The sequence below is a fragment of the Herbiconiux sp. VKM Ac-1786 genome (assembly GCF_015350805.1).
Lineage (GTDB): Bacteria > Actinomycetota > Actinomycetes > Actinomycetales > Microbacteriaceae > Herbiconiux.
In genome coordinates this window covers 534,451-557,208 of record NZ_JADKSG010000001.1, presented here as the reverse complement: position 1 = coordinate 557,208, position 22,758 = coordinate 534,451, and the positions used below count along the sequence as shown (strand labels likewise).

25 protein-coding genes are annotated in these 22,758 nt (G+C 69.6%); 23 read left to right on the top strand and 2 right to left on the bottom strand.

The features are described 5' to 3' along the window. The first annotated feature begins 98 nt into the window (after positions 1–98). Genes secY through map form a run of 3 tightly spaced genes read left to right on the top strand, consistent with a single transcriptional unit; the run spans position 99 to position 2,870 of the window. Positions 99–1,421: a preprotein translocase subunit SecY gene (secY, locus tag ITJ64_RS02705; protein ID WP_173183349.1), complete on the top strand. Its 1,323-nt coding sequence runs from the start codon at positions 99–101 to the stop codon at positions 1,419–1,421. After that, complete coding sequence (locus ITJ64_RS02700) at positions 1,418–2,011, top strand: adenylate kinase (RefSeq protein WP_194679267.1); 594 nt, start codon at positions 1,418–1,420, stop codon at positions 2,009–2,011. Before secY ends, ITJ64_RS02700 begins: the two co-directional genes overlap by 4 nt. Positions 2,012–2,015: 4 nt before the next feature. Then, positions 2,016–2,870: a type I methionyl aminopeptidase gene (gene map, locus ITJ64_RS02695; protein ID WP_194679266.1), complete on the top strand. Its 855-nt coding sequence runs from the start codon at positions 2,016–2,018 to the stop codon at positions 2,868–2,870. Between the two features lie 15 nt (positions 2,871–2,885). Here the strand turns inward: map and ITJ64_RS02690 are convergent, their stop codons facing one another. Beyond that, positions 2,886–4,814, bottom strand: coding sequence for a transcription antiterminator (locus ITJ64_RS02690; RefSeq protein ID WP_194679265.1), 1,929 nt, complete (start codon positions 4,812–4,814; stop codon positions 2,886–2,888). A 124-nt stretch (positions 4,815–4,938) separates the two neighbouring features. Here ITJ64_RS02690 and ITJ64_RS02685 point away from each other — a divergent pair, with 124 nt between their 5' ends. From ITJ64_RS02685 to glmM, 16 genes are all read left to right on the top strand, one after another. After that, positions 4,939–5,304 (top strand): PTS sugar transporter, encoded by a 366-nt coding sequence (locus ITJ64_RS02685; RefSeq protein ID WP_194679264.1) that lies wholly within the window; start codon positions 4,939–4,941, stop codon positions 5,302–5,304. Beyond that, the gene (locus ITJ64_RS02680) at positions 5,297–5,563 is read left to right on the top strand and encodes an HPr family phosphocarrier protein (RefSeq protein ID WP_173183354.1); all 267 of its coding nucleotides are present in this window, start codon (positions 5,297–5,299) and stop codon (positions 5,561–5,563) included. The genes ITJ64_RS02685 and ITJ64_RS02680 overlap by 8 nt, the downstream gene beginning before the upstream one ends. Before the next feature lie 62 nt (positions 5,564–5,625). Continuing rightward, positions 5,626–7,224 carry a phosphoenolpyruvate--protein phosphotransferase gene (gene ptsP, locus ITJ64_RS02675; RefSeq protein ID WP_370545143.1) on the top strand — a complete coding sequence of 533 codons (1,599 nt, stop codon included), beginning with the start codon at positions 5,626–5,628 and terminating at the stop codon, positions 7,222–7,224. A 34-nt stretch (positions 7,225–7,258) separates the two neighbouring features. Continuing rightward, on the top strand, positions 7,259–8,851 hold the full coding sequence (locus ITJ64_RS02670; RefSeq protein WP_194679263.1) for a PTS mannitol transporter subunit IICB: 1,593 nt from the start codon (positions 7,259–7,261) through the stop codon (positions 8,849–8,851). A gap of 28 nt (positions 8,852–8,879) precedes the next feature. Then, positions 8,880–9,311 (top strand): PTS sugar transporter subunit IIA, encoded by a 432-nt coding sequence (locus ITJ64_RS02665; protein WP_194679262.1) that lies wholly within the window; start codon positions 8,880–8,882, stop codon positions 9,309–9,311. Between the two features lie 18 nt (positions 9,312–9,329). Next, the gene (locus tag ITJ64_RS02660) at positions 9,330–10,490 is read left to right on the top strand and encodes a mannitol-1-phosphate 5-dehydrogenase (RefSeq protein WP_194679261.1); all 1,161 of its coding nucleotides are present in this window, start codon (positions 9,330–9,332) and stop codon (positions 10,488–10,490) included. 117 nt (positions 10,491–10,607) lie between these two features. Beyond that, the gene (gene infA / locus ITJ64_RS02655) at positions 10,608–10,829 is read left to right on the top strand and encodes a translation initiation factor IF-1 (protein ID WP_022883252.1); all 222 of its coding nucleotides are present in this window, start codon (positions 10,608–10,610) and stop codon (positions 10,827–10,829) included. A gap of 83 nt (positions 10,830–10,912) precedes the next feature. Beyond that, a complete protein-coding gene (rpmJ, locus tag ITJ64_RS02650) occupies positions 10,913–11,029 on the top strand; it encodes a 50S ribosomal protein L36 (RefSeq protein WP_066041129.1) in 117 nt (38 codons plus the stop codon). A 162-nt stretch (positions 11,030–11,191) separates the two neighbouring features. Then, positions 11,192–11,569, top strand: coding sequence for a 30S ribosomal protein S13 (gene rpsM / locus ITJ64_RS02645; RefSeq protein ID WP_171703640.1), 378 nt, complete (start codon positions 11,192–11,194; stop codon positions 11,567–11,569). A gap of 31 nt (positions 11,570–11,600) precedes the next feature. After that, the gene (gene rpsK / locus ITJ64_RS02640; protein WP_173183359.1) at positions 11,601–11,999 is read left to right on the top strand and encodes a 30S ribosomal protein S11; all 399 of its coding nucleotides are present in this window, start codon (positions 11,601–11,603) and stop codon (positions 11,997–11,999) included. Between the two features lie 124 nt (positions 12,000–12,123). Continuing rightward, complete coding sequence (locus ITJ64_RS02635) at positions 12,124–13,113, top strand: DNA-directed RNA polymerase subunit alpha (protein WP_194679260.1); 990 nt, start codon at positions 12,124–12,126, stop codon at positions 13,111–13,113. 59 nt (positions 13,114–13,172) lie between these two features. After that, positions 13,173–13,733 carry a 50S ribosomal protein L17 gene (gene rplQ, locus ITJ64_RS02630; RefSeq protein ID WP_194679259.1) on the top strand — a complete coding sequence of 187 codons (561 nt, stop codon included), beginning with the start codon at positions 13,173–13,175 and terminating at the stop codon, positions 13,731–13,733. Positions 13,734–13,801: 68 nt separating this feature from the next. Next, positions 13,802–14,686 carry a tRNA pseudouridine synthase A gene (locus ITJ64_RS02625; RefSeq protein WP_194679258.1) on the top strand — a complete coding sequence of 295 codons (885 nt, stop codon included), beginning with the start codon at positions 13,802–13,804 and terminating at the stop codon, positions 14,684–14,686. 163 nt (positions 14,687–14,849) lie between these two features. Further along, on the top strand, positions 14,850–15,296 hold the full coding sequence (gene rplM / locus ITJ64_RS02620) for a 50S ribosomal protein L13 (RefSeq protein WP_194679257.1): 447 nt from the start codon (positions 14,850–14,852) through the stop codon (positions 15,294–15,296). A 47-nt stretch (positions 15,297–15,343) separates the two neighbouring features. Further along, entirely contained in the window at positions 15,344–15,829 is a 486-nt protein-coding gene (gene rpsI, locus ITJ64_RS02615) for a 30S ribosomal protein S9 (RefSeq protein ID WP_173183364.1), read from the top strand. 26 nt (positions 15,830–15,855) lie between these two features. After that, the gene (gene glmM, locus ITJ64_RS02610) at positions 15,856–17,220 is read left to right on the top strand and encodes a phosphoglucosamine mutase (protein WP_194679256.1); all 1,365 of its coding nucleotides are present in this window, start codon (positions 15,856–15,858) and stop codon (positions 17,218–17,220) included. A 16-nt stretch (positions 17,221–17,236) separates the two neighbouring features. On the opposite strand, the gene coaA is transcribed toward glmM, so the two are convergent. Further along, on the bottom strand, positions 17,237–18,184 hold the full coding sequence (gene coaA / locus ITJ64_RS02605) for a type I pantothenate kinase (protein ID WP_194679255.1): 948 nt from the start codon (positions 18,182–18,184) through the stop codon (positions 17,237–17,239). Positions 18,185–18,252: 68 nt separating this feature from the next. On the opposite strand from coaA, the gene glmS reads away from it, so the two are divergent. From glmS to alr (ITJ64_RS02585), 4 genes are read left to right on the top strand one after another with little or no spacing between them, the layout of a single operon-like run. Further along, positions 18,253–20,100 (top strand): glutamine--fructose-6-phosphate transaminase (isomerizing), encoded by a 1,848-nt coding sequence (glmS, locus tag ITJ64_RS02600; RefSeq protein ID WP_194679254.1) that lies wholly within the window; start codon positions 18,253–18,255, stop codon positions 20,098–20,100. A gap of 6 nt (positions 20,101–20,106) precedes the next feature. After that, positions 20,107–20,466 carry a holo-ACP synthase gene (locus ITJ64_RS02595; protein WP_173183368.1) on the top strand — a complete coding sequence of 120 codons (360 nt, stop codon included), beginning with the start codon at positions 20,107–20,109 and terminating at the stop codon, positions 20,464–20,466. After that, positions 20,463–21,602 (top strand): alanine racemase, encoded by a 1,140-nt coding sequence (alr, locus tag ITJ64_RS02590; RefSeq protein WP_370545003.1) that lies wholly within the window; start codon positions 20,463–20,465, stop codon positions 21,600–21,602. Before ITJ64_RS02595 ends, alr (ITJ64_RS02590) begins: the two co-directional genes overlap by 4 nt. Further along, on the top strand, positions 21,599–22,747 hold the full coding sequence (gene alr, locus ITJ64_RS02585; protein WP_194679253.1) for an alanine racemase: 1,149 nt from the start codon (positions 21,599–21,601) through the stop codon (positions 22,745–22,747). Before alr (ITJ64_RS02590) ends, alr (ITJ64_RS02585) begins: the two co-directional genes overlap by 4 nt. The last annotated feature ends 11 nt before the right edge of the window (positions 22,748–22,758 follow it).

Sequence of the window (22,758 nt, the reverse complement as noted above, 5' to 3'; positions counted from 1 at the left end):
CACACAGATGCCTCTTCAGAATGAGGTAGCCTGTCGAGGCCACGAATCGGGTCACCGGCATTCTTGGCATTGAGCCACACGAACGCAGGAGGCCCTTTTTGTTCAAAGCCGTCGCGAGGATCTTCCGTACGCCGGATCTCCGCAGAAAGATTGGCTTCACGCTCGGCATCGTCGCGCTGTTTCGTCTGGGATCGTTCATCCCCGCGCCGTTCGTCGACTTCGGCAACGTGCAGACGTGTCTCGCGGCCAACCAGGGCACCTCGGGCCTCTACGAGCTCGTCAACCTGTTCTCGGGTGGCGCGCTCCTCCAACTCTCCATCTTCGCGCTGGGCATCATGCCGTACATCACGGCATCGATCATCGTCCAGCTGCTGCGTGTGGTCATCCCGCACTTCGAGACCCTCCACAAGGAGGGCGCCTCGGGCCAGAGCCGCCTGACGCAGTACACGCGCTACCTCACGATCGCGCTCGGTGTGCTGCAGTCCACCACGCTGATCACCGTGGCCCGCTCCGGTGCCCTGTTCGGCACGTCGACCGTCGCCGAGTGCGGCCAGCTGATCACCAACGACGCCTGGTACGCCATCCTGCTCATGGTCATCACCATGACCGCCGGCACCGGCGTCATCATGTGGATGGGCGAGCTCGTCACCGAGCGCGGCGTCGGCAACGGCATGTCGCTGCTGATCTTCACCTCGATCGCCTCGACCTTCCCCTCCTCGCTGTGGCTGATCGCCCAGACCCAGGGCTTCGAGACCTTCCTCGCCGTGCTGGCGGTCGGTGTCGCGGTGGTGTTCGGTGTGGTCTTCGTCGAGCTGTCGCAGCGCCGCATCCCGGTGCAGTACGCCAAGCGCGTGGTCGGCCGCAGAACCTACGGCGGCAACAACACCTACATCCCGATCAAGGTGAACATGGCGGGCGTGGTGCCGGTCATCTTCGCGTCGTCGCTGCTGTACCTGCCCGCGCTGATCGCCCAGTTCAACCAGCCCGCGGCGGGCCAGGCCCCGGCCGGCTGGGTCACCTGGATCAACAACTACCTCGTGCGCGGCGACCACCCGCTGTACATGCTGATGTACTTCCTGCTCATCGTCGGCTTCACCTACTTCTACGTCGCGATCACCTTCAACCCCGAAGAGGTCGCCGACAACATGAAGAAGTTCGGCGGGTTCATCCCGGGCATCCGCGCGGGCCGCCCGACGGCCGAGTACCTCGACTACGTGCTGACCCGCATCACCCTGCCCGGCTCGATCTACCTGGGTGTGATCGCGCTGCTGCCGTTGATCGCGCTGGTCGCGGTCGGCGCCAACCAGAACTTCCCGTTCGGCGGCGCCTCGATCCTGATCATCGTCGGTGTCGGCCTCGAGACCGTGAAGCAGATCGACTCGCAGCTGCAGCAGCGTCACTACGAGGGGCTGCTCCGATGACCCAGGCGGGAGGAGCCGCAGCGCTCCGCCTGCTCCTCATCGGCCCGCCCGGCGCCGGCAAGGGCACCCAGGCGGCCCGCCTCTCGGCGGCCTACGACATCCCCGCGGTGTCGACCGGTGACATCTTCCGCGAGAACGTCAAGAACGGCACCGAGCTCGGCGTGAAGGCCAAGTCGTTCATGGACGCCGGTCAGTACGTTCCGGATGCGCTGACCAACGACCTGGTACGCGACCGGCTCCAGCAGCCCGACGCGGCCGACGGCTTCCTGCTCGACGGCTACCCGCGCACGCTCCAGCAGGTCGAGGAGCTCGACGACATCCTCGGTGTCTCCGGCGCCTCGCTCGACGCGGTCATCGTGCTCGAGGCCGACACCGACGAGGTCGTCCGCCGCCTGCTCAAGCGCTCCGCGGAGCAGGGCCGCAGCGACGACACCGAAGAGGTCATCCGCAAGCGCCTCGACGTCTACGCCGAGCAGACCGCGCCCCTCGTCGAGGTCTACGACGCACGCGGCCTCGTGGTGACGGTCGACGGCCTCGGCGAGATCGACGACGTCACCGGGCGCATCATCGCCGCCCTCGCCGCCCGCTGAGCCCATGGCCTTCGGCAAGAACAAGGGCATCTACAAGACCCCGGCCGAGCTGCGGCTCATGGTGCGGCCCGGTCTGGTGACCGCGGCCTCGCTGGCCGCGGTGCGCGAGGCCATCCGTCCGGGCATGACCACCCTCGAGCTCGACGCGATCGCCGACCGCACCATCCGGTCGCTCGGCGGCGTCTCGAACTTCCAGATGGTGCCCGGCTACCGGCACACCGTCTGCACCTCGGTGAACGACGACATCGTGCACGGCATCCCGGGTGGGCGGATGCTCGAGCCCGGCGACATCGTCTCCATCGACTCGGGTGCCGAGGTCGACGGCTGGAACGGCGACTCCGCGATCACGATCGTGCTCGACGACCCGGCGCGTCCGGACGAGGTCGCGGCGCGACGCCTGCTGTCGGAGGTGACCGAGCAGTCGATGTGGCACGGGATCGCCCGCCTCGCATCCGCTCGCCATCTGAACGAGGTGGGGGAGGCCATCGAGGAGTTCGTCGAGGAGCACCCCTCGACCCGTCAGGGAGCGGTCTACGGCATCCTCACCGACTACGTCGGCCACGGCATCGGCCGGAGCATGCACGAGGCGCCGCCGGTGTTCAACTACCGGGTGCGCCAGCGCGGCCCCGAGGTGAAGCCCGGCCTCGTCGTGGCGATCGAGCCGATGATCACGGCGGGCACAACCGAGACCTACACCCGCGAGGACGAGTGGACCGTGGCGTCGGCCGACGGCAGCATGGCGTCGCACTGGGAGCACTCGGTCGCCGTGCACGCCGACGGCATCTGGGTGCTCACCTCCCCCGACGGCGGCGCCGCCGCCCTGGCCCCCCTCGGCGTCACGCCCGTCCCCATCCCGTAGGAGTCTTGGGGCGGGTCAGGCGTCCATGACGTGGACGAGCTCGTCGATGAAGGACGCGAAGTCGGTGGCGCGGCGGACGATGCGCTGCACGTCGTCGCGGTCGGAGAAGACCTCGACGAGTTGGTCGAAGACCGTCTGGAAGGCGCGCCGCCCCGAGGAGCTGAAGGCGATCAGCGCGATGACGTTGACGCGGTTCTCGCCCCAGGCCATCGGCGTCTCGTTCACCACGATCGCGATCGCGGTGCGCGACGCGCTCATCGCCATGGCGTGCGGCACCGCGATGGTGTCGGTGAAGGCCGTCGACGACATGCGCTCGCGCTCGATGGCGCCCTCGACGTAGCTCTCGTCGATGATGCCGAGCGTCACCATCGAGTCGCCGAGGGTGCGGATCATCGCCGCCTCGTCGCCCGCGTGCAGGTTGCGCCGGAACAGCCGCTCGTCGAAGTACTGCAGCAGCTCGTCCTTCAGCTGCATGCGGCTGCGGTGCCGGCGCACCGTGGTGATCGCGCGGCGCACGGCCTCGAGGTCGCCCTTCGTGAGGAAGGGCTGGATGACCACGACGTTGTCGCGCGCGGCCGGCACCGAGATGGTGGTCACGACGATGTCGGAGGACAGCGCCGCCCAGTCGACGTCGGCGCGCGTGATCACGACGTCGACCTGCAGCTCGGAGCCGAGCTCGGCCTCCAGGCGCTGGCGCAGGATGACGTGCATGTCGTAGTAGTTCGGGCAGACGATCGCGCAGGTCACCCGCTCCTCGCGGAGGTTCTGCCGCTCGAGGTGCGACCCCACGTGCAGCGCGATGTAGGCGATCTCGTCGTCGTTGATGACGATGCCCTCGCGTCGCTGGATCTGGCTGGCGATGAACACGGCCAGCTCGTAGATCATCGGGAAGGTGCTCTTGATCGAGCGGGTCATGGGGTTCCGTGAGAGCGACTTCTCCTGCGCCCGGGCGACGAGATTGCGGATGTGCAGACTGAGCCGCACGATGAAGTCCTCGTCGTCGAGGTCGACGAGGTACTCCTCGCTCGCCAGCCGCACGATCCGGCGCATGGCTGTGAGGTCGTCGGGCTCGAGATAGGAGTCGGCGACGTCCTGTGCGGGCTGGTCGTGGCCGGGCGTCAGCACGCGGGTGGTCAGGAGCACCGAGAGGTAGTCGAGCTCACGCGGGCTGAGGGCGGCGTCGAAGTGCGTTCGCACGAGACCGTCGAGCTGCGTCGCCACGTCGCGCACCGTGGGGGAGGCAGGACGTGCATCCTCGTCGCCCGCACCGATCGACTGCTTCTTCGCCACCCGGTCGACCGCGATGGCGATGTGCAGCAGCACGTTGTTGATCGAGTACTCGTTGACGAAGTACCCGTTGCCGTCGAGCATCTCGATCAGCGCCGACTTGAACGCCGTCAGGTCGCCGGACAGGAACTCGCGCTGGATGTTCTGCAGATCGAGGAACCCCTGCGCGCTCTCGTCGCGGAAGAGCCGGCTGAGCAGCCGCCGCCGGTTCAGCTCGCTGCCCGTGAGCGCGACGACGCTGCCGCGCCGGCTGAGGCCCAGTCCCGCGTCCTCGACGAGGAGCTTGGCCTTCCGCAGGTCGGCCTCGACGGTCGACTCGCTGACGAACATCGTCGCAGCCAGGTCGTAGACGTCGAGACCGTCGGGCGCGTCGCCGAGGCCCCGGATGAGGGCGTGCACCCGGTCGCGCGGACTGCCGGGCTCGGCATCCCGACCCCGAAGCCCCTCGAGGAAGCTCGCGTACGCCTCGCGATTCAGGCGGTAGCCGCTGGTCGACGACGCGATCACCTCGAGGGGCTTCGCCGCGGTCTTCACGCTGGTGACGTAGCTGCGCACGCTGCGGGTGGTGACGCCGAGCCGGTCCGCCAGCTCGCCGGCCGTGACCCAGTCGGTGGTCTCGGCCAGGTACTCCAGCAGGCGCTCGTACTTCGCAGTCATCACTGTCACCCTAGGCGCTTCCTGGGAAAGGGGCTTCCTAGGGGCCGGAAGCAAGCCTGCTGGATACGTGTGCGGGAGATGGCGATGATCGTAGGAGATCGGATCAGGACGCGAGGAGGCGTGCGTGGACAGAGTGCTCATCGTCTGCGGTGCAGGAGCATCGAGCACCTTCCTCGCCGTGAGACTGCGCCGGATCATCCGGGACCGCGATCTCGACCTGGTCGTGGACGCGGGAACGACTGCCGATCTCGACGACAGGCTCGCGGCGACGCGCATCCTGCTCGTGGGCCCCCACCTCGCCGACCGCTACGCGGATCTGGCCGAACGGGCCGTGCGGGCGGGAGCCGTGGCGGAGCTGCTCCCCGAGACCGTCTTCGGGCGGGACGGCGCCGAGATCGCGGCCGGACGGATCGAAGAACTCGCCGGCCTGCGGGCTCCGGCGCACCTGAACGTGGCACCAACAACGAACCGAGGAGACCACCATGGCTGAACGAACCGTCGAACTGGCATCGAAGCACGGGCTGCACGCCCGCCCCGCCACGCTCTTCACGCAGACCGTCGCGAAGTCCGGCCTGCCCGTGCAGATCTCGAAGGACGGCAAGGCCGTCAACGCCGCCAGCATCCTCGGCGTCATCTCACTCGGCATCGAGCACGGCGACACCGTGACCCTCGTCTCCGACGCCCCCGAGGCCGACGCCCTGCTCGACGAGCTGGCGACGCTGCTCGCCACCGACCTGGACGCCGAGTGATGGCAGCCGCCCTCTCCGGCACGGGCATCGGCCGCGGCATCGCCGTCGGCGGGGTGCTCCGGATGCCCGACCCGCTGCCCGAGCCCGAGGACACCCCCTCGGCGCTCACCCCCGACGCCGAGAAGGAGCGCGCCCGTGCGTCGCTGGCAGCCACCGCCGCGATCATCCGGCACCGGGGCGAGCGCGCCGGCGGTTCGGCCAAGGACGTGCTCGAGGCGCAGGCCTTCATGGCCGAGGACCCGACGCTGATCGACGACATCGGCACCCGCCTCGACACCGGCAAGACCGCCGAGCGCGCCGTCTTCGAGGCGTTCGCCTCGTTCCGCGACCTGCTCGTCAGCATGGGCGGCTACATGGGGGAGCGCGCCACCGACCTCGACGACGTCTCGCAGCGCGTCGTGGCGCACCTCCGCGGCGTGCCCGCTCCGGGAGTGCCCGACCCCGAGCATCCGTTCGTGCTCGTCGCCCGCGACCTGGCACCGGCCGACACCGCGCTGCTCGACCTGTCGAAGGTGCTCGCCCTCGTCACGAGCGACGGCGGCCCGACCTCGCACACCGCGATCCTCGCCCGCGAGAAGTCGATCGTCGCCATCGTGGGGGTAGCGGATGCGCTCGCCCTCGCCGACGGCACCGAGATCGTCGTCGACGCGGCCACCGGCACCGTGACCGTCGAGCCGAGCGCCGAGGAGCGCTCCGCCGCCCTGGCGAAGGCCGCCGAGATCAAGGCGGCCCGCAGCTCGGCCACCGGACCGGGCGCCCTGGCCGACGGCACCCTCGTGCCGCTGCTGGCGAACCTCGGCTCGGCCGACGGCGCCGCCGACGCGCTCGAGAAGGGCGCCGAGGGCGTGGGCCTCTTCCGCACCGAGTTCCTCTTCCTCGACTCCTCCAGCGCCCCGAGCGTCGAGGAGCAGAAGGCGCAGTACAAGCGCCTGCTCGAGGCCTTCGCCGGCAAGAAGGTCGTCGTGCGCGCCCTCGACGCCGGTGCCGACAAGCCGCTGAGCTTCCTCAACGACGCCCCGGAGGAGAACCCGGCCCTCGGCCTGCGGGGCCTCCGGGCGCTGCGGGCGAACGAGCCGATCCTGCGCGACCAGCTCGCCGCCCTCGCGGCCGCCGACGCCGAGACCGACGCCGACGTCTGGGTGATGGCGCCGATGGTCTCGACCGTGGAGGAGACCCGCTACTTCACCGCCCTCGCCCGCGAGGTCGGCCTGAAGACCGCCGGCGTCATGGTGGAGGTGCCCTCGTCAGCGCTGCTGGCCGACCGCATCCTCGCCGACGCCGACTTCGCGTCGATCGGCACCAACGACCTGACGCAGTACACCCTCGCGGCCGACCGGCTGCTGGGCTCGGTGGCCTCGTTCCAGGACCCCTGGCACCCAGCAGTGCTGAAGCTCGTCGGCGAGGTCGGCAAGGCCGGCCGCGCGACCGGCAAGCCCGTCGGGATCTGCGGCGAAGCCGCCGCCGACCCCCTTCTCGCCGTCGTGCTCGTGGGCCTCGGCGCGACCACGCTCTCCATGTCGCCGTCGGCCCTCGCCGACGTGCGCGCGGAGCTCGCCCGCTTCACGCTCGACGAAGCCCAGCACTTCGCCGAATTGGCCCTCTCGGCGAACAGCGCCGTCGAGGCCCGTGGCGCGGTCACCACCGCAGCAGCATCCAAGTAACACCCCTACAACCACACGAATTGGAGCAGTCGTCATGACAACGACGTCAGAAGCCAAGACCGGAGGCGGGGCGCGCGTGCGCGTCCAGCGCTTCGGCACCTTCCTCTCGGGCATGGTCATGCCCAACATCCCGGCGTTCATCGCCTGGGGCCTGATCACCTCGCTGTTCATCGCGACCGGCTGGCTGCCGAACGGCATCCTCGGCGGCTTCGGCAACGCCGACGTCATCGGCTGGTCGGGGGCGGCGACCGCTCTGGCTCAGGCCGACGACGGCACCACCTTCCCGCAGTACCTGGGTCTCGTCGGCCCGATGATCACCTACCTGCTGCCGCTCCTGATCGCGAACACCGGTGGCCGCATGGTCTACGGCGCCCGCGGCGGCGTGATCGGCACCATCGCCACGATGGGCGTGATCGTCGGGGCGAACATCCCGATGTTCATCGGTGCCATGATCATGGGCCCGCTCGCGGCGTACCTGCTGAAGCAGCTCGACAAGCTCTGGGCCGGCAAGGTGAAGCCCGGCTTCGAGATGCTGATCGACAACTTCTCGTCGGGCATCCTGGGCGCCCTGCTCGCCATCGCCGGCTTCTTCGGCATCGCCCCGGTGATCCAGGGCCTGTCGAAGGCGCTGGAGACCGGTGTGGACTGGCTGATCTCGGTCGGCCTGCTGCCGCTCGCGTCGATCCTCGTCGAGCCCGGCAAGGTGCTGTTCCTGAACAACGCCATCAACCACGGCGTCTTCACCCCGCTGGGCGTGCAGCAGGTCGCCGACCAGGGCAAGTCGATCCTGTTCCTGATCGAGGCGAACCCCGGCCCCGGCCTCGGCATCCTGCTCGCCTTCGCGATCTTCGGTGTCGGCCTGGCCAAGGCGAGCGCCCCCGGCGCCGTCATCATCCAGTTCTTCGGCGGCATCCACGAGATCTACTTCCCGTACGTGCTGTCGAAGCCGATGACCATCCTCGCCGCCATCGCCGGTGGCGCGACCGGTGTCGCCGTCAACGTGCTGTTCAACTCGGGCCTGCGTGCTCCGGCCTCGCCCGGCAGCATCATCGCGGTGCTCCTGCAGACCGCACCCGACAGCTACATCGGCGTCATCCTCTCGGTGATCGCCGCCGCCGCCGTGTCATTCCTCGTCACCGCCGTCATCCTCCGGGCGAGCCGCAAGCGCGACCTCGAGAACGAGGACGCGGGCGACCTCTCGGCCGCCATCGCGAAGACGCAGGCCAACAAGGGCAAGGAGTCCAGCGTGCTCGGCACCCTGAGCGCCGAGGGCGTGCCCGCCCGCGACGCCGAGACGGTCGCCGAGCAGACCTCCCTGCTGACCGACGAGCGCCCGATCGCCAACATCGTGTTCGCCTGCGACGCCGGAATGGGCTCTAGCGCCATGGGCGCGTCGGTGCTCCGCAATAAGATCAAGAAGGCCGGCATCGAGGGTGTGACCGTCGTCAACAAGGCGATCGCGAACCTCGACGACGACGTGGACCTCGTGATCACGCAGCGCGAGCTCACGCCGCGTGCCCAGGAGCGCACCCCGAGCGCCGAGCACGTGTCGGTCGACAACTTCATGAACAGCCCCCGTTACGACGAGGTCGTCGAGAAGCTGAAGAACCAGCACGCCGCCAGCTAGGCGACGCGCACAGACGAAGGAGGAGCCCATGTCCGTCATCGAAGCCTCGCAGATCCGGCTGAGCGGTACCGCGCGCACCAAGGAGGAGGCGATCCGAGAGGCCGCCGACATCCTGGTGGCCGCCGGAGCCGTCGAGACCGGGTACCTGGACTACATGCTCCAGCGCGAGGCGACGGTCTCGACGTACATGGGCAATCTCCTCGCCATCCCGCACGGCACGAACGAGGGCAAGGACACGATCCTCGACTCCGCGCTCTCGTTCGTGCGGTACGACGAGGCGCTGGACTGGGGCGGCGAACAGGTGCGCTTCGTCGTCGGCATCGCCGGCAAGGACGGCGGGCACATGGACATCCTCACCAAGATCGCCATCGTGTTCAGCGACGAGGACGAGGTCGCGAAGCTGCTCGCGGCCGAGAGCGCCGAGGAGATCCTGCAGATCCTCGGCGACGTCAACGACTAACCACCCAAGGAGCACCAGATGAAGGCCGTCCACTTCGGCGCAGGCAATATCGGCCGCGGATTCGTGGGGCTGATCCTCCACGACGCGGGCTACGAGCTCGTCTTCGCCGACGTGAACGCCGAGCTGATCGACGCGCTCGCCGCCTCGACGAGCTACGACGTGCACGCGGTGGGGGAGAACTCCTCCACCCGCACGGTCACGGGCTACCGCGCGCTGAACAGCGGGTCCGACGAGGATGCGGTGGTCGCCGAGATCGCGACCGCCGAGATCGTGACGACCGCGGTGGGCCCGAACATCCTGAAGTTCGTGGCCCCCGTGATCGCCCGGGCGCTGGACGCGCGCGACGCCGCGCTGCCCCCGCTCACCGTGATGGCCTGCGAGAACGCGATCAACGCCACCGACGTGCTGAAGGGCGAGATCGAGGGTCGCCTCGGCGATGCCTCCGCCGACGTGCTGGGCCGGGCCGTCTTCGCCAACACGGCCGTCGACCGCATCGTGCCGAACCAGGAGCCGGGCGGCGGGCTCGACGTCACGGTCGAGGACTTCTTCGAGTGGGCGATCGAGGAGACCCCGTTCGAGGGTGCGCCGCCGGTCATCCCGGCCGCCCACTTCGTGCCCGATCTCGCGCCCTACATCGAGCGCAAGCTCTTCACGGTCAACACCGGGCACGCCACGGTCGCCTACCACGGCTGGATCGAGGGGGCCACGACGCTCGCCGACGCGCTCGCCGTGCCGAGCGTGTTCACCGAGGTGAAGGCCGTGCTCGAGGAGACCAAGGCGCTCCTCGTCGCGAAGCACGAGTTCGACCCGGCGACGCAGGAGGCGTACCTCGAGAAGAACCTGGTGCGCTTCGCCAACCCGTACCTCACCGACACCCCCGAGCGCGTCGGGCGCCAGCCGCTGCGCAAGATCTCTCGGCACGAGCGCTTCATCGGGCCGGCCGCCGAGCTCGCCGAGCGGGGCCTGCCGACGGATGCGCTGCTGCGCGCCGTGGCGGCGGCCCTCCGGTTCGACGCCCCCGCCGATCCCCAGTCGGCCGAGCTCGCCGAGCTGCTCGACACCCTCACCCCCGAGGAGTTCACCGCGCAGGTGACGGGCATCGAGCCCGGTCATCCGCTGCACGAGCGACTCCTGGCGACCGTGCGCGCCGCGGTTGCATTTCGCTCGCCCGAGGAGTAATGGGCTCCTTGCAGAAAGGGCCCTTGTAGCGTAAGCTCGATCCTTGGTGTTTTCGGCCCGTTTTCGTGGGCCGATTTCGCACGACCAGCAGAATCTATTTTTAGCGACAGTGAGGCTATGGCCAAAAAAGACGGTGTTATAGAGATCGAGGGCGCAGTCGTCGAAGCCCTCCCGAACGCGATGTTCCGGGTGGAATTGACGAACGGCCACAAGGTTCTCGCCCACATCTCGGGCAAGATGCGCCAGCACTACATCCGCATCCTCCCCGAGGACCGCGTGATCGTGGAGCTGAGCCCCTACGACCTCACCCGTGGCCGGATCGTCTACCGCTACAAGTAGGCCCCTCCTCGTGAGGAGCGCTGGAAAGTAACGGCCCGACGGCATTCCGACGGGTACGAGGACAGCGAAGAGAGAAAATAACGATGAAGGTCAACCCCAGCGTCAAGCCCATCTGCGAGCACTGCCGCATCATCCGCCGCAACGGCCGAGTGATGAACATCTGCAAGAGCAACCCGCGCCACAAGCAGCGCCAGGGCTAGCAAGAACCTCGGGGGGTCACACCCCCGGCCGGGCCCAGGCCCGATTATCAAATGGCAGTGTCAGAAGCCGCCCGGTGAGAACCGGGCGGCGGACACCTTCGGTCGGAGGCCGAAGCACATTCACTGTCACAGACCTCCACACATCACCAGGAGATAGCCACAATGGCACGTCTAGCAGGAGTTGACATCCCCCGCGACAAGCGCGTGGAAGTTGCCCTCACGTACATCTACGGGGTCGGCCGCACGCGCGCGCTGAAGACCCTCGCCGACACCGAGATCTCGGGCGACATCCGCGTCAAAGACCTCACCGACGACCAGCTCGTCGCTCTCCGCGACTACATCGAGGGCAACTACAAGGTAGAGGGTGACCTCCGCCGCGAGGTCGCCGCCGACATCCGCCGCAAGGTCGAGATCGGCTCCTACGAGGGTGTCCGTCACCGCAAGGGTCTGCCCGTCCGCGGTCAGCGCACCAAGACCAACGCTCGTACCCGCAAGGGCCCGAAGCGCACCGTCGCCGGCAAGAAGAAGGCCGGCCGCTAAGCGCGCCGACTGACAGGACCAGGAGAGAATTATGGCAACCCCCAAGTCGGCTGCTCGCAAGCCGCGCAAGAAAGAGAAGAAGAACGTCGCCGTGGGCCAGGCCCACATCAAGTCGACCTTCAACAACACCATCGTGTCGATCACCGACACGACCGGTGCCGTCATCAGCTGGGCCTCCTCGGGTGGCGTCGGCTTCAAGGGCTCGCGCAAGTCGACCCCGTTCGCCGCACAGCTCGCCGCCGAGTCGGCCGCCCGTCAGGCGCAGGAGCACGGCATGAAGAAGGTCGACGTCTTCGTCAAGGGCCCCGGCTCCGGCCGCGAGACCGCGATCCGCTCGCTCCAGGCCGCCGGCCTCGAGGTGGGCTCGATCAACGACGTGACCCCCCAGGCGCACAACGGCTGCCGGCCGCCCAAGCGCCGCCGCGTGTAGCCCTTTCGCACTGAATCGCCGACGGGGCGCCTCCTGGGCGCCCCGTCGGTGAGGTGGTTCTTCACAACTCAATACCTCTGCACATGAGCGTCATATAGCGGACGCTCAGCCGAAAGGAATAACAGTGCTCATTGCACAGCGCCCCACTCTCACCGAAGAGAACATCTCGGAGTTCCGTTCGCGGTTCATCATCGAGCCGCTCGAGCCCGGCTTCGGCTACACCCTCGGCAACTCGCTCCGCCGCACGCTTCTCTCCTCGATCCCCGGCGCTGCCGTCACGAGCATCCGCCTCGACGGCGTGCTGCACGAGTTCAGCACGATCCCCGGTGTGAAGGAAGACGTCACCGAGATCATCCTGAACGTGAAGGGCCTCGTCGTCTCGAGCGAGCACGACGAGCCGATCACCGCCTACCTGCGCAAGCACGCGTCGGGCGAGGTCACCGCGGCCGACATCCAGGCTCCGGCCGGTGTCGAGATCCACAACCCCGAGCTGGTCATCGCCACCCTGAACGACAAGGCGAAGTTCGAGCTCGAGCTCATCATCGAGCGCGGCCGCGGCTACGTCTCGGCGACCCAGAACCGCAGCGAGTTCTCCGAGGCCGGTCAGATCCCGATCGACTCGATCTACTCGCCCGTGCTCAAGGTCACCTACCGCGTCGAGGCCACCCGCGCCGGTGAGCGCACCGACTTCGACCGCCTCGTGGTCGACGTCGAGACCAAGCCGGCGATCACCCCGCGCGACGCCATCGCCTCGGCCGGCCGCACGCTGACCGAGCTGTTCGGCCTCGCCCGCGAGCTGAACACCGCCGCCGAAGGCATCGAGATCGGCCCCGCGCCGGTCGACGCCGTGCTCTCCTCGGAGCTGTCGGTTCCGATCGAGGACCTCGACCTCTCCGTGCGCTCGTACAACTGCCTCAAGCGCGAGGGCATCAACACCGTCTCGGAGCTGGTCGCCCTCTCCGAGACGCAGCTGATGAACATCCGCAACTTCGGACAGAAGTCGGTCGATGAGGTGAAGGACAAGCTCGTCGAGCTCGGTCTCTCGCTGAAGGACACCGTCCCCGGTTTCGACGGCGCCCACTTCTACGGCGGCTACGACGACGAGAACGTCTGAGACGCTCGTTCGCCCGCTCCGACTCACCTGAACACCTGACTCACCTCTGGAGATAAGAAATGCCCAAGCCAACCAAGGGACCCCGTCTCGGTGGCGGACCGGCGCACGAGCGCCTGCTCCTCGCCAACCTGGCTGCCGCCCTGTTCACGCACAAGAGCATCAAGACGACCGAGACGAAGGCCAAGCGCCTCCGCCCCGTCGCTGAGCGCCTGATCACCTTCGCGAAGCGTGGAGACCTCCACGCCCGTCGTCGCGTGCTCGGCGTCATCGGCGACAAGTCGGTCGTGCACGAGCTCTTCACCGAGATCGCTCCGCTCGTCGCCGAGCGCGACGGCGGCTACACCCGCATCACCAAGCTCGGCTTCCGCAAGGGCGACAACGCCTCGATGGTGCAGATCGAGCTCGTGCTCGAGCCCGTCACCCCGAAGCGCTCGAACAAGTCGGCTGCCGCCGCTGCTCCGGCCGAGCCCGAGCCCGAGGCCGAGGTCGTCGAGGAGGCTCCCGCCGAGGAGACCACCACCGACGCCGCTGCCGAGGAGACCACCGAGGCTCCGGCCGAGGAGTCGACCGAGGCCGCTGCCGACGAGGCGCCCGCTGCCGAGGAGAAGGACGCCAAGTAGGCTCCGACCCCTCTCGAAGGCCCCGCACCCCGCAAGGGTGGCGGGGCCTTCGTCGTAGACTGGCTGCCGTGGATTCGACGACGGGGGAGTGGCGGCTCCGCCTCGACATCGCCTATGACGGCACCGACTTCTCCGGCTGGGCGCGACAGCCCGGGCTCCGCACCGTGCAGGGCGTGCTCGAGGAGGTGCTCGCCACGCTGTTCCGCCGGTACCCGCCCGCGCCGCACCTCTGGGTCGCCGGGCGAACGGATGCGGGGGTGCACGCCAGTGGGCAGGTGGCGCATCTCGACCTGAACGACGCCCAGCTCCGCAGCCTCCGCCGCCGCGGCGACGACGCCCGCAGCATGGAGCCCGCGACCCTCGCCGCCCTCCTCGGACAGCGGATGAACGGCATCCTCGGCGCGGACAGCGACGTGGTGGTGCTGGGGTCGACGGTCGCCCCGTCCGGGTTCGACGCGCGGTTCTCCGCGGTGTGGCGACGGTACGAGTACCGCGTCAGCGACGTGGACGGCCGCCGGGACCCGTTGCTGCGGAGGACGACGGTGCGGCATCCGGTCGCCCTCGACCTCGAGGCCATGGACACGGCCGCGCGGGCCCTGCTCGGGCTGCACGACTACGCGACCTTCTGCAAGCCGCGGGCGGGCTCGACGACGATCCGCACGCTGCAGTCGTTCAGCTGGCGGCGCGACCCCGACGGGGTGCTGGTGGCGTCGCTGCAGGCCGACGCGTTCTGCCACAGCATGGTGCGCTCGCTCGTGGGCGGCACGGTGTCGGTCGGCGACGGCTCGCTGACGGGCGAGGAACTGGTGCGGCTGCGCGACGAGCGGATGCGCACCGGCGCCTTCCTCGTGATGCCGGCCAAGGGGCTCGTGCTCACCGAGGTGGGCTATCCGGAGGCCGCCGAGCTGGCCGGCCGGGCCGAACGGACGAGGGCGCGTCGCGAGCTCATTTGACCGGGTGGGTGGTATCGCCTATTCTTGATCTTTGGTGTCTGCGCCTCGTGCCGTTCACCCGAAGTTGAGCCCTCCATCGGCTGCCTTGCGTCTGATCCAGTTCGCAAGACCCACCGGAGCGGGATTCACGAACTCCTCACTCGAACAAGAAAGCAGCACTACTGTGACGCGCACTTACACCCCCAAGGCAAGCGAGGTCCAGCGCGGCTGGGTCGTCATCGACGCCACCGACGTGGTCCTCGGTCGACTGGCCACCCACGCGGCCGCCATCCTCCGTGGCAAGAACAAGGCCACCTTCACCCCGCACATGGACATGGGTGACTTCGTCATCATCGTGAACGCCGACAAGGTCGCGCTCACCGGTTCCAAGCTGGCCCAGAAGAAGGCCTACCGTCACTCCGGCTACCCGGGCGGCCTGCGCGCCGTCGGCTACGCCGAGCTGCTCGAGAAGAACCCCGAGCGCGCCGTCGAGAAGGCGATCCGCGGCATGCTGCCGAAGACCTCCCTCGGTCGTGACCAGTTCCGCAAGCTCAAGGTCTACGCAGGCCCCGAGCACCCCCACGCGGCACAGCAGCCGACCCCCTTCATCCTCGACCAGGTCGCCCAGTAGCGTCCCGCGTTCGTTCAGCAGACTCAGACAAAGGACTCATCAGTACCGTGGCGAAGATCGCAGACCAGATTGACGTGGCTCCCGAGAGCTACTCCACCGAAACCCCGGCCGACGAGGCGCCCCGCGCCCCCCGTGCCGTCCTCAACGTCTCCGGCGCAGCCGTGGGCCGTCGCAAGCAGGCCATCGCCCGCGTGCGCCTCGTTCCCGGCGCCGGCACCCTCGTGGTGAACGGCCGCGAGTTCGCGGACTACTTCCCGAACAAGCTGCACCAGCAGCTGATCACCGACCCCTTCAAGGTGCTCGACCTGATCGGCTCCTACGACGTCGTCGCGAAGATCACCGGCGGTGGCCCCTCCGGCCAGGCCGGCGCCCTGCGCCTCGCCATCGCGCGTGCGCTCAACGAGATCGACCGCGAGAACAACCGCGCTCAGCTCAAGAAGTCCGGCTTCCTCACTCGTGACGCCCGCGTCATCGAGCGCAAGAAGGCCGGTCTCAAGAAGGCCCGTAAGGCGTCGCAGTTCTCGAAGCGCTGATCGCTCTTCGGCTCTACGCTTAGCCTATGGCTCGCCTTTTCGGCACCGATGGGGTGCGTGGGCTCGCGAACCAAGACGTCACGGCCGACCTGTCCCTGCGCATCGCGCAGGCAGGCGCCCGTGTCCTTGGTGCCGCGGCCCGGGATGCCGGTCGACGACCGGTCGCCGTGGTCGCCCGCGACCCCCGTCAGTCCGGTGACTTCATCGCGGCCGCCGTCTCGGCGGGGTTCGCGAGCTCCGGCGTCGACGTGCTCGACGCCGGAGTGCTGCCGACCCCGGCGGCCGCGTTCCTGATCGCCGACATCGGCGCCGACTTCGGCGTCGTCATCTCGGCGTCGCACAACCCGGCTCCCGACAACGGCATCAAGTTCTTCGCCGCCGGGGGCAAGAAGCTGCCCGATGACGTCGAGATCGCCATCGAGGCGGCTCTCGAGCATCCGCAGCTCACCCCGCTCGGCGGCGACATCGGTCGCATCAGGCGCTTCGCCGATGCCGAAGACCGGTACGTGCTGCACCTGCTGACCACGCTGCCGCACCGGCTCGACGGCCTGCACGTCGTGCTCGACTGCGCCCACGGCGCGGCCGCCGGCGTCTCGCCCGAGGCCTTCAACCAGGCCGGGGCACGCATCACGGTGATCGGCAACGATCCCGACGGCATGAACATCAACGACGGCGTCGGCTCGACGCACCTCGGCCAGCTCGCCGAGGCGGTCGTGGCGGCGGGCGCCGACGTCGGCATCGCGCACGACGGCGACGCCGACCGCTGCCTCGCGGTCGACGCCGACGGCAACGTCATCGACGGCGACCAGATCATGGCGATCCTGGCGCTCGCCCAGTCCGACCGTGGCCAGCTGCGCGAGAACACCCTCGTCGCCACGGTCATGTCGAACCTGGGGCTCAAGGTCGCCATGGCGCACCACGGCATCGAGATGCTCGAGACGCGGGTGGGCGACCGCTACGTGCTCGAGGCCATCAACGAGCGCGGTCTCAGCCTCGGCGGCGAGCAGTCGGGCCACATCATCTTCGCCGACCACGCCACGACCGGCGACGGCATCCTCACCGGCCTGCAGCTGGTGAGTCGGATGGCCGCGACCGGCAAGACCCTCGCCGAGCTGGCGGCCGTCATGAAGGTCTACCCGCAGACCCTCGTGAACGTGCGCGGCGTCGACCGCGACGGGGTGCAGAACGACGCCGTGCTCGCGAACGCCGTGGCCGAGGCCGAGGCCGACCTCGGGGAGACCGGCCGCGTGCTGCTGCGCCCGTCGGGCACCGAGCCGCTCGTGCGCGTCATGGTCGAGGCCGGTGACCAGGCCACGGCCGACCGCATCGCGGAGTCGCTCGCCGAGGTCGTGCGCCAGCGCCTCTCCACGGGCGTCGAGCGCTCGCTCTAGCGCTCGACCCCGCGGGTCAGAGCTTGCGGAGGAGCACCTTGCTGACGCGGTGGTCGGCGTCCTTGCGCAGCACGAGGGTGGCGCGGGAGCGCGTCGGGAGCACGTTCTCGAGCAGGTTCGGCAGGTTGATCGAGCGCCAGATCGACCGGGCCGTCTGACGCGCCTCGTCGTCGGACAGGCTGGCGTACCGGTGGAAGTACGACTTCGGGTTCGCGAAGGCACCGTCCTTCAAGGCCATGAAACGGGTCTCGTACCAGTCGGCGATGTCGTTGGTGCGGGCATCCACGTAGACCGAGAAGTCGAACAGGTCGCTCACCGCAAGCCGGTTGCTCGCCGGCGGCTGCAACACGTTCAGGCCCTCGACGATGAGGATGTCGGGCTGGCGCACGACGATCTGCGCCTCGGGCACGATGTCGTAGCTGAGGTGGGAGTAGAAGGGGGCGCGCACCTCGGGGTTGCCGCTCTTGACGGCGGTGACGAAGCGGAGGAGCGCGCGTCGGTCGTACGACTCGGGGAACCCCTTGCGCTGCATCAGCCCGCGCCGCTCGAGCTCGGCGTTGGGCAGCAGGAAGCCGTCGGTGGTGACGAGCTCGACCCGGGGCGTGTCCGACCAGCGGGCGAGGAGCTCGCGGAGCAGACGGGCGGTCGTCGACTTGCCGACCGCGACCGAGCCGGCGATGCCGATCACGAAGGGCGTGCTCTTCGAGGTCTCGCCGAGGTAGTCGGTGGTCGAGCGGTGCAGCTGCTTCGCGCTGGTGGCGTAGAGGTTGATCAGGCGCGCCAGCGGCAGGTAGACCTCGTCGACCTCTCGCAGGTTGAGGGGGTTGCTGAGGCCTCGCAGCTGCACGATCTCGGTCTCGGACAGGGGCAGCGGGGTCGACGGCGCCAGAGCCGCCCAGTGCGCCCGATCGAACTCGGTGAAGGGGCTGAACTGCGCGAGGCCGTTCGGAGCGGAATCGGGCATAGGACTCCTATTCTGCACCGGGCGGCGCTGTCAGGGTGGCGTCAGTGGCCTCGGATAGACTCGGGCCCATGTGTGGAATCGTGGGTTACGTCGGCAGCAACAGCAGTCTCGAGGTGCTCCTCGGCGGGCTGCGTCGACTGGAGTACCGCGGCTACGACTCGGCCGGGGTGGCCGTCATCGGCACCGACGGAACGCTCTCGACCCGTAAGCGCGCGGGCAAGCTCGCCGTACTGGCCGACGACCTCGAGGCCTCGCCGATGGCCGACGGCCAGACGGGCATCGGGCACACCCGCTGGGCGACGCATGGCGGCCCGACCGACGGCAACGCGCATCCGCACCTCTCGGCCGACGGTCGCATCGCGCTCATCCACAACGGCATCATCGAGAACTTCGCCGTCCTGAAGCAGGAGCTCCTCGACGACGGCTTCGAGTTCGAGAGCGAGACCGACACCGAGGTCGCGGCCAAGATGCTCGGCCGCGAGTACGAGGCCGGCGGCGGCCTCGCCGCAGCGCTCGGCCGCGTGGTCTCGCGCCTCGACGGCGCCTTCACCCTGCTCGCCGTGCACCAGGACGAGCCCGGCGTCGTGGTGGGCGCCCGCCGCAACTCCCCGCTCGTGATCGGGCTGGGCGAGGGCGAGAACTTCCTCGGCAGCGACGTCGCCGCCTTCGTCGAGCACACGCACCGCGCGCTCGCCATCGGCCAGGACCAGATCGTGGTCATCACCGCCGCCGACGTCACCGTCACCGACTTCGACGGCGAGCCCGTCGAGACGCACGAGTTCGAGGTGTCGTGGGACGCGTCGGCCGCCGAGAAGGGCGGCTGGTCGAGCTTCATGGCCAAGGAGATCAGCGAGGAGCCGGAGGCCGTCGCCAACACGATCCTCGGCCGCGTGGTCGACGGCCAGGCCGTGCTGCCCGAGCTCGAGGGCCTCGACGAGATGCTCGCCGGCATCGACCGCGTGATCGTGATCGCCTGCGGCACCGCCAGCTACTCCGGTCTCGTCGGCAAGTACGCCATCGAGAAGTGGGCCCGTGTGCCCGTCGAGGTCGAGCTCTCGCACGAGTTCCGCTACCGCGAGCCGGTGCTGAACGAGCGCACCCTCGTGGTGTCGATCAGCCAGTCGGGCGAGACCATGGACACGCTGATGGCCGTCAAGTACGCCATCGCGAACGGGGCCCGTACGCTCTCCATCTGCAACACACAGGGCGCCACGATCGCCCGCGAGTCCGACGCCGTGGTCTACACGCACGCCGGCCCCGAGGTCGCGGTCGCCTCGACCAAGGCCTTCGTCGCGCAGATCACCGCGCTCTACCTCTTCGGGCTGCACCTCGCCCGAGTGCGCGGCTCGCTCGACCCCGAGGTGTCGGCGCACCAGCTCGCCGAGCTGCAGAGCATCCCCGCCAAGATCGAGCAGGTGCTCGGCAACGGCGCCGAGATCACGCAGCTGGCGAAGTGGATGTCCGACAGCCGTGCCGTGCTCTTCCTCGGCCGCCACGTGGGCTACCCGATCGCGCTCGAGGGAGCACTCAAGCTCAAGGAGCTGGCGTACATCCACGCCGAGGGCTTCGCCGCCGGCGAGCTGAAGCACGGCCCGATCGCGCTGATCGAGCCCGGCCAGCCCGTGTTCGTCATCGTGCCGAGCCCGCGCGACCCGAACTCGCTGCACGCCAAGGTCGTCTCGAACATCCAGGAGATCCGCGCCCGCGGCGCCCGCATCCTCGCGATCGCCGAGGAGGGCGATGTGGCCGTGCTGCCGTTCGCCGACGAGGTCATCCGCATCCCGCTCGCGGCCCCGCTGTTCGAGCCGCTGCTGACGGTCATCCCGCTGCAGCTGTTCGCGATGGAGCTCGCCACGGCGAAGGGGCTCGACGTCGACCAGCCGCGCAACCTCGCCAAGTCGGTCACGGTCGAGTAGGCCCGCGTGATCGTCGGTGTCGGAGTCGACCTGGTCGACGTGGCCCGCTTCGAGCGCGCCCTCGAGAAGACTCCGCGACTGCGCGAGCGGCTGTTCACCGAGGGGGAGCGCGGGCTTCCGGTGCGCTCGCTGGCGGCACGGTTCGCCGCCAAGGAGGCGCTGATCAAGGCCGTCGGGCACTCGACCGAGTTCCGCTGGCACGACATGGAGATCGTCTCGAACGACGACCGCAACCCGGCCTTCGCCGTGGCCGGCGGGGTGGCGGCGGCGCTCGCCGAGCTCGGAGCGGCGCACCTGCACCTGAGCATGACGCACGACGGCGGCAACGCGATGGCGTTCGTCGTCGCCGAGAGCGGTGCCGCGTGAGCGGGCCGGCTGACGGGTCGGGCGTGCCCGTGCCCGCACTCCGGCGCGCGCACGTCGGCGTGGCTGCGCTGCGGCGCAACACCGAGACGGTGGCGCAGCTCGTGGCTCCGGCCGCGGTGATGGCCGTCGTGAAGGCCGACGGCTACGGGCACGGCGCCGAGCGCGCCGCCCGCGCCGCGCTGGCCGGGGGAGCGACGATGCTCGGGGTCGCCGACGTGGCCGAGGCGCTCGCGCTACGGGCCTCCGGCATCGACGCGCCCGTGCTGGCATGGCTGCACGACGCCGACCCCGATTTCCGCAGCGCCGTAGACGGCGGTGTGACGCTCGGCATCAGCACGGGGTGGCAGCTCGAGCGGGCCGCCGAGGCGGGATCCGCCGGGTCGCCCGCGGTGCTGCACCTCAAGATCGACACGGGGCTCGGCCGGAACGGTGCCGCGCGTGCCGACTGGGCGGAGTTCTTCGACACGGCTCGGGCCTTCGAGACCGAGGGGCGGGTGCGGGTCGAGGGCCTGTTCAGCCACCTCTCGAACACGGGGCCGGGCGACGACCGCGCCCAGCTGGCGGCGTTCGAGGAGGCGACCGCGCTGGCGCGGGCGGCGGGACTGCAGCCGCGCATCCGTCACCTCGCCTCGACCGCCGGGGCGCTGCGGCTGCCCGAGACGCGACTCGACCTGGTGCGGCTCGGCATCGGGCTCTACGGGCTGTCGCCCTACGACGACGCCGACTCGGCCGCGCTCGGGCTCGTGCCCGCGATGCGGGTGGAGAGCCGGCTCATCTCGGTGAAGCGGGTGGCCGCCGGCACGGGGGTGTCGTACGGCTACACCTACCGGCCGAGTGCCGATTCGTGGCTCGGCCTGGTGCCGCTCGGCTACGCCGACGGCATCCCGCGGCACGTCTCGAACACGGGCAGCGTCTGGGTCGACGGCCGGGTGCATCCGATCGTCGGGAGGGTGGCGATGGACCAGTTCGTCGTCGACCTCGGCGAGCACGAGGCCGCCGTCGGCGACCGGGTCGTGCTGTTCGGCGACCCGGCGGAGGGCTTCCCCTCGGCCGACGACTGGGCCGAGGCCGCCTCGACCATCAACTACGAGATCGTCACCCGGCTCGGCCGGCGCGTGCAGAGGGTGGAGTCATGAGCGAGCACTCCGGAGCCGTTCCGGCGCGACGCGCGGTGATCGACCTCGACGCGTTCCGGCACAACGTGCGCACGCTGTCCGAGCTGGCGAAGCCGGCCGAGACGATGCTCGCCGTCAAAGCCGACGCCTACGGTCACGGCATGGTGCCGCTCGCCCGTGCCGCGCTGGAGTCGGGCGCGAGCTCGCTGGCCGTGCTCGACATCCCGGCCGCGCTGGCGCTGCGTGAGGCCGGCATCACGGCGCCGATCTTCGCCTGGATGCACGACCCCGACGCCCTGTTCGGCGAGGCGGCCGAGGCCGACATCGACCTCGGCATCTCGGCGGTGTGGCAGCTCGACGCCATCGCGGCGGCCCGCGCATCCGTCGCCCCCCGCGTGCACCTCAAGATCGACACCGGGCTCAGCCGCAACGGGGCCACCGAGGCCGACTGGCCTCTGCTCGTCACGTCGGCGCTCGAGCACGACCGGGCGGGGGCCGTGAAGCTCTACGCGGCCTGGTCGCACCTCGCCGACGCCTCGCCCGAAGACGACGAGGTCGCGCTCGGCAAGCTGCGCCGCGCGGTCGAGGTCGCCGAGGGGCTCGGGGCGCGGTTCGAGAAGCTGCACCTCGCGGCGAGCTCGGCGGGCATCCGGATGCCCGAGGCGCGGCTCGACATGGTGCGGTTCGGCATCGCGGCCTACGGGGTGTCGCCGTTCGACGACGAGAGCGCGCGCGACCTGGGGCTGCGGCCCGTCATGACGCTGACCGCCCCCGTGGCGTCGGTGAAGCGGGTGCCCGCGGGGCACGGCGTCTCGTACGGCTTCGCGTATCGCACCGAGGGCGAGACGACGCTGGCGCTCGTGCCGCTGGGTTATGCCGACGGCATCCCGCGCATCGCGAGCGGGCGCGCCTCGGTGTGGATCGACGGGCAGCGGCACCCGATCGCCGGGCGCATCGCGATGGACCAGTTCGTGGTCGACGTGGGCGACCACCCGGTCGAGCCGGGCGACGAGGTCGTCGTGTTCGGCGAGGGCGACCGCGGTGAGCCCACCGCCGAGGAGTGGGCGGGCTTCGCCGACACCATCGGCGACGAGATCGTGGCGCGCATCGGCGCCCGCGTCGAGCGGGTGCACGTGGAGGGCGCACCGGGCGGAGCCGGGCGATGAGCGGGGCGGGG

What these genes read in the sequence shown, in the direction of transcription:
- ITJ64_RS02670 (WP_194679263.1), top strand. Translation starts at nt 7,259, where the DNA reads ATGACAACGACGTCAGAAGCCAAGACCGGAGGCGGGGCGCGCGTGCGC.
- infA (WP_022883252.1), top strand. Translation starts at nt 10,608, where the DNA reads ATGGCCAAAAAAGACGGTGTTATAGAGATCGAGGGCGCAGTCGTCGAA.
- coaA (WP_194679255.1), bottom strand. Translation starts at nt 18,184, where the DNA reads ATGCCCGATTCCGCTCCGAACGGCCTCGCGCAGTTCAGCCCCTTCACC.
- ITJ64_RS02680 (WP_173183354.1), top strand. Translation starts at nt 5,297, where the DNA reads ATGGCTGAACGAACCGTCGAACTGGCATCGAAGCACGGGCTGCACGCC.
- ITJ64_RS02660 (WP_194679261.1), top strand. Translation starts at nt 9,330, where the DNA reads ATGAAGGCCGTCCACTTCGGCGCAGGCAATATCGGCCGCGGATTCGTG.
- rpsK (WP_173183359.1), top strand. Translation starts at nt 11,601, where the DNA reads ATGGCAACCCCCAAGTCGGCTGCTCGCAAGCCGCGCAAGAAAGAGAAG.
- rpmJ (WP_066041129.1), top strand. Translation starts at nt 10,913, where the DNA reads ATGAAGGTCAACCCCAGCGTCAAGCCCATCTGCGAGCACTGCCGCATC.
- glmM (WP_194679256.1), top strand. Translation starts at nt 15,856, where the DNA reads ATGGCTCGCCTTTTCGGCACCGATGGGGTGCGTGGGCTCGCGAACCAA.
- ptsP (WP_370545143.1), top strand. Translation starts at nt 5,626, where the DNA reads ATGCCCGACCCGCTGCCCGAGCCCGAGGACACCCCCTCGGCGCTCACC.
- ITJ64_RS02690 (WP_194679265.1), bottom strand. Translation starts at nt 4,814, where the DNA reads ATGACTGCGAAGTACGAGCGCCTGCTGGAGTACCTGGCCGAGACCACC.
- alr (WP_194679253.1), top strand. Translation starts at nt 21,599, where the DNA reads ATGAGCGAGCACTCCGGAGCCGTTCCGGCGCGACGCGCGGTGATCGAC.
- rplQ (WP_194679259.1), top strand. Translation starts at nt 13,173, where the DNA reads ATGCCCAAGCCAACCAAGGGACCCCGTCTCGGTGGCGGACCGGCGCAC.
- map (WP_194679266.1), top strand. Translation starts at nt 2,016, where the DNA reads ATGGCCTTCGGCAAGAACAAGGGCATCTACAAGACCCCGGCCGAGCTG.
- rpsM (WP_171703640.1), top strand. Translation starts at nt 11,192, where the DNA reads ATGGCACGTCTAGCAGGAGTTGACATCCCCCGCGACAAGCGCGTGGAA.
- ITJ64_RS02700 (WP_194679267.1), top strand. Translation starts at nt 1,418, where the DNA reads ATGACCCAGGCGGGAGGAGCCGCAGCGCTCCGCCTGCTCCTCATCGGC.
- glmS (WP_194679254.1), top strand. Translation starts at nt 18,253, where the DNA reads ATGTGTGGAATCGTGGGTTACGTCGGCAGCAACAGCAGTCTCGAGGTG.
- ITJ64_RS02665 (WP_194679262.1), top strand. Translation starts at nt 8,880, where the DNA reads ATGTCCGTCATCGAAGCCTCGCAGATCCGGCTGAGCGGTACCGCGCGC.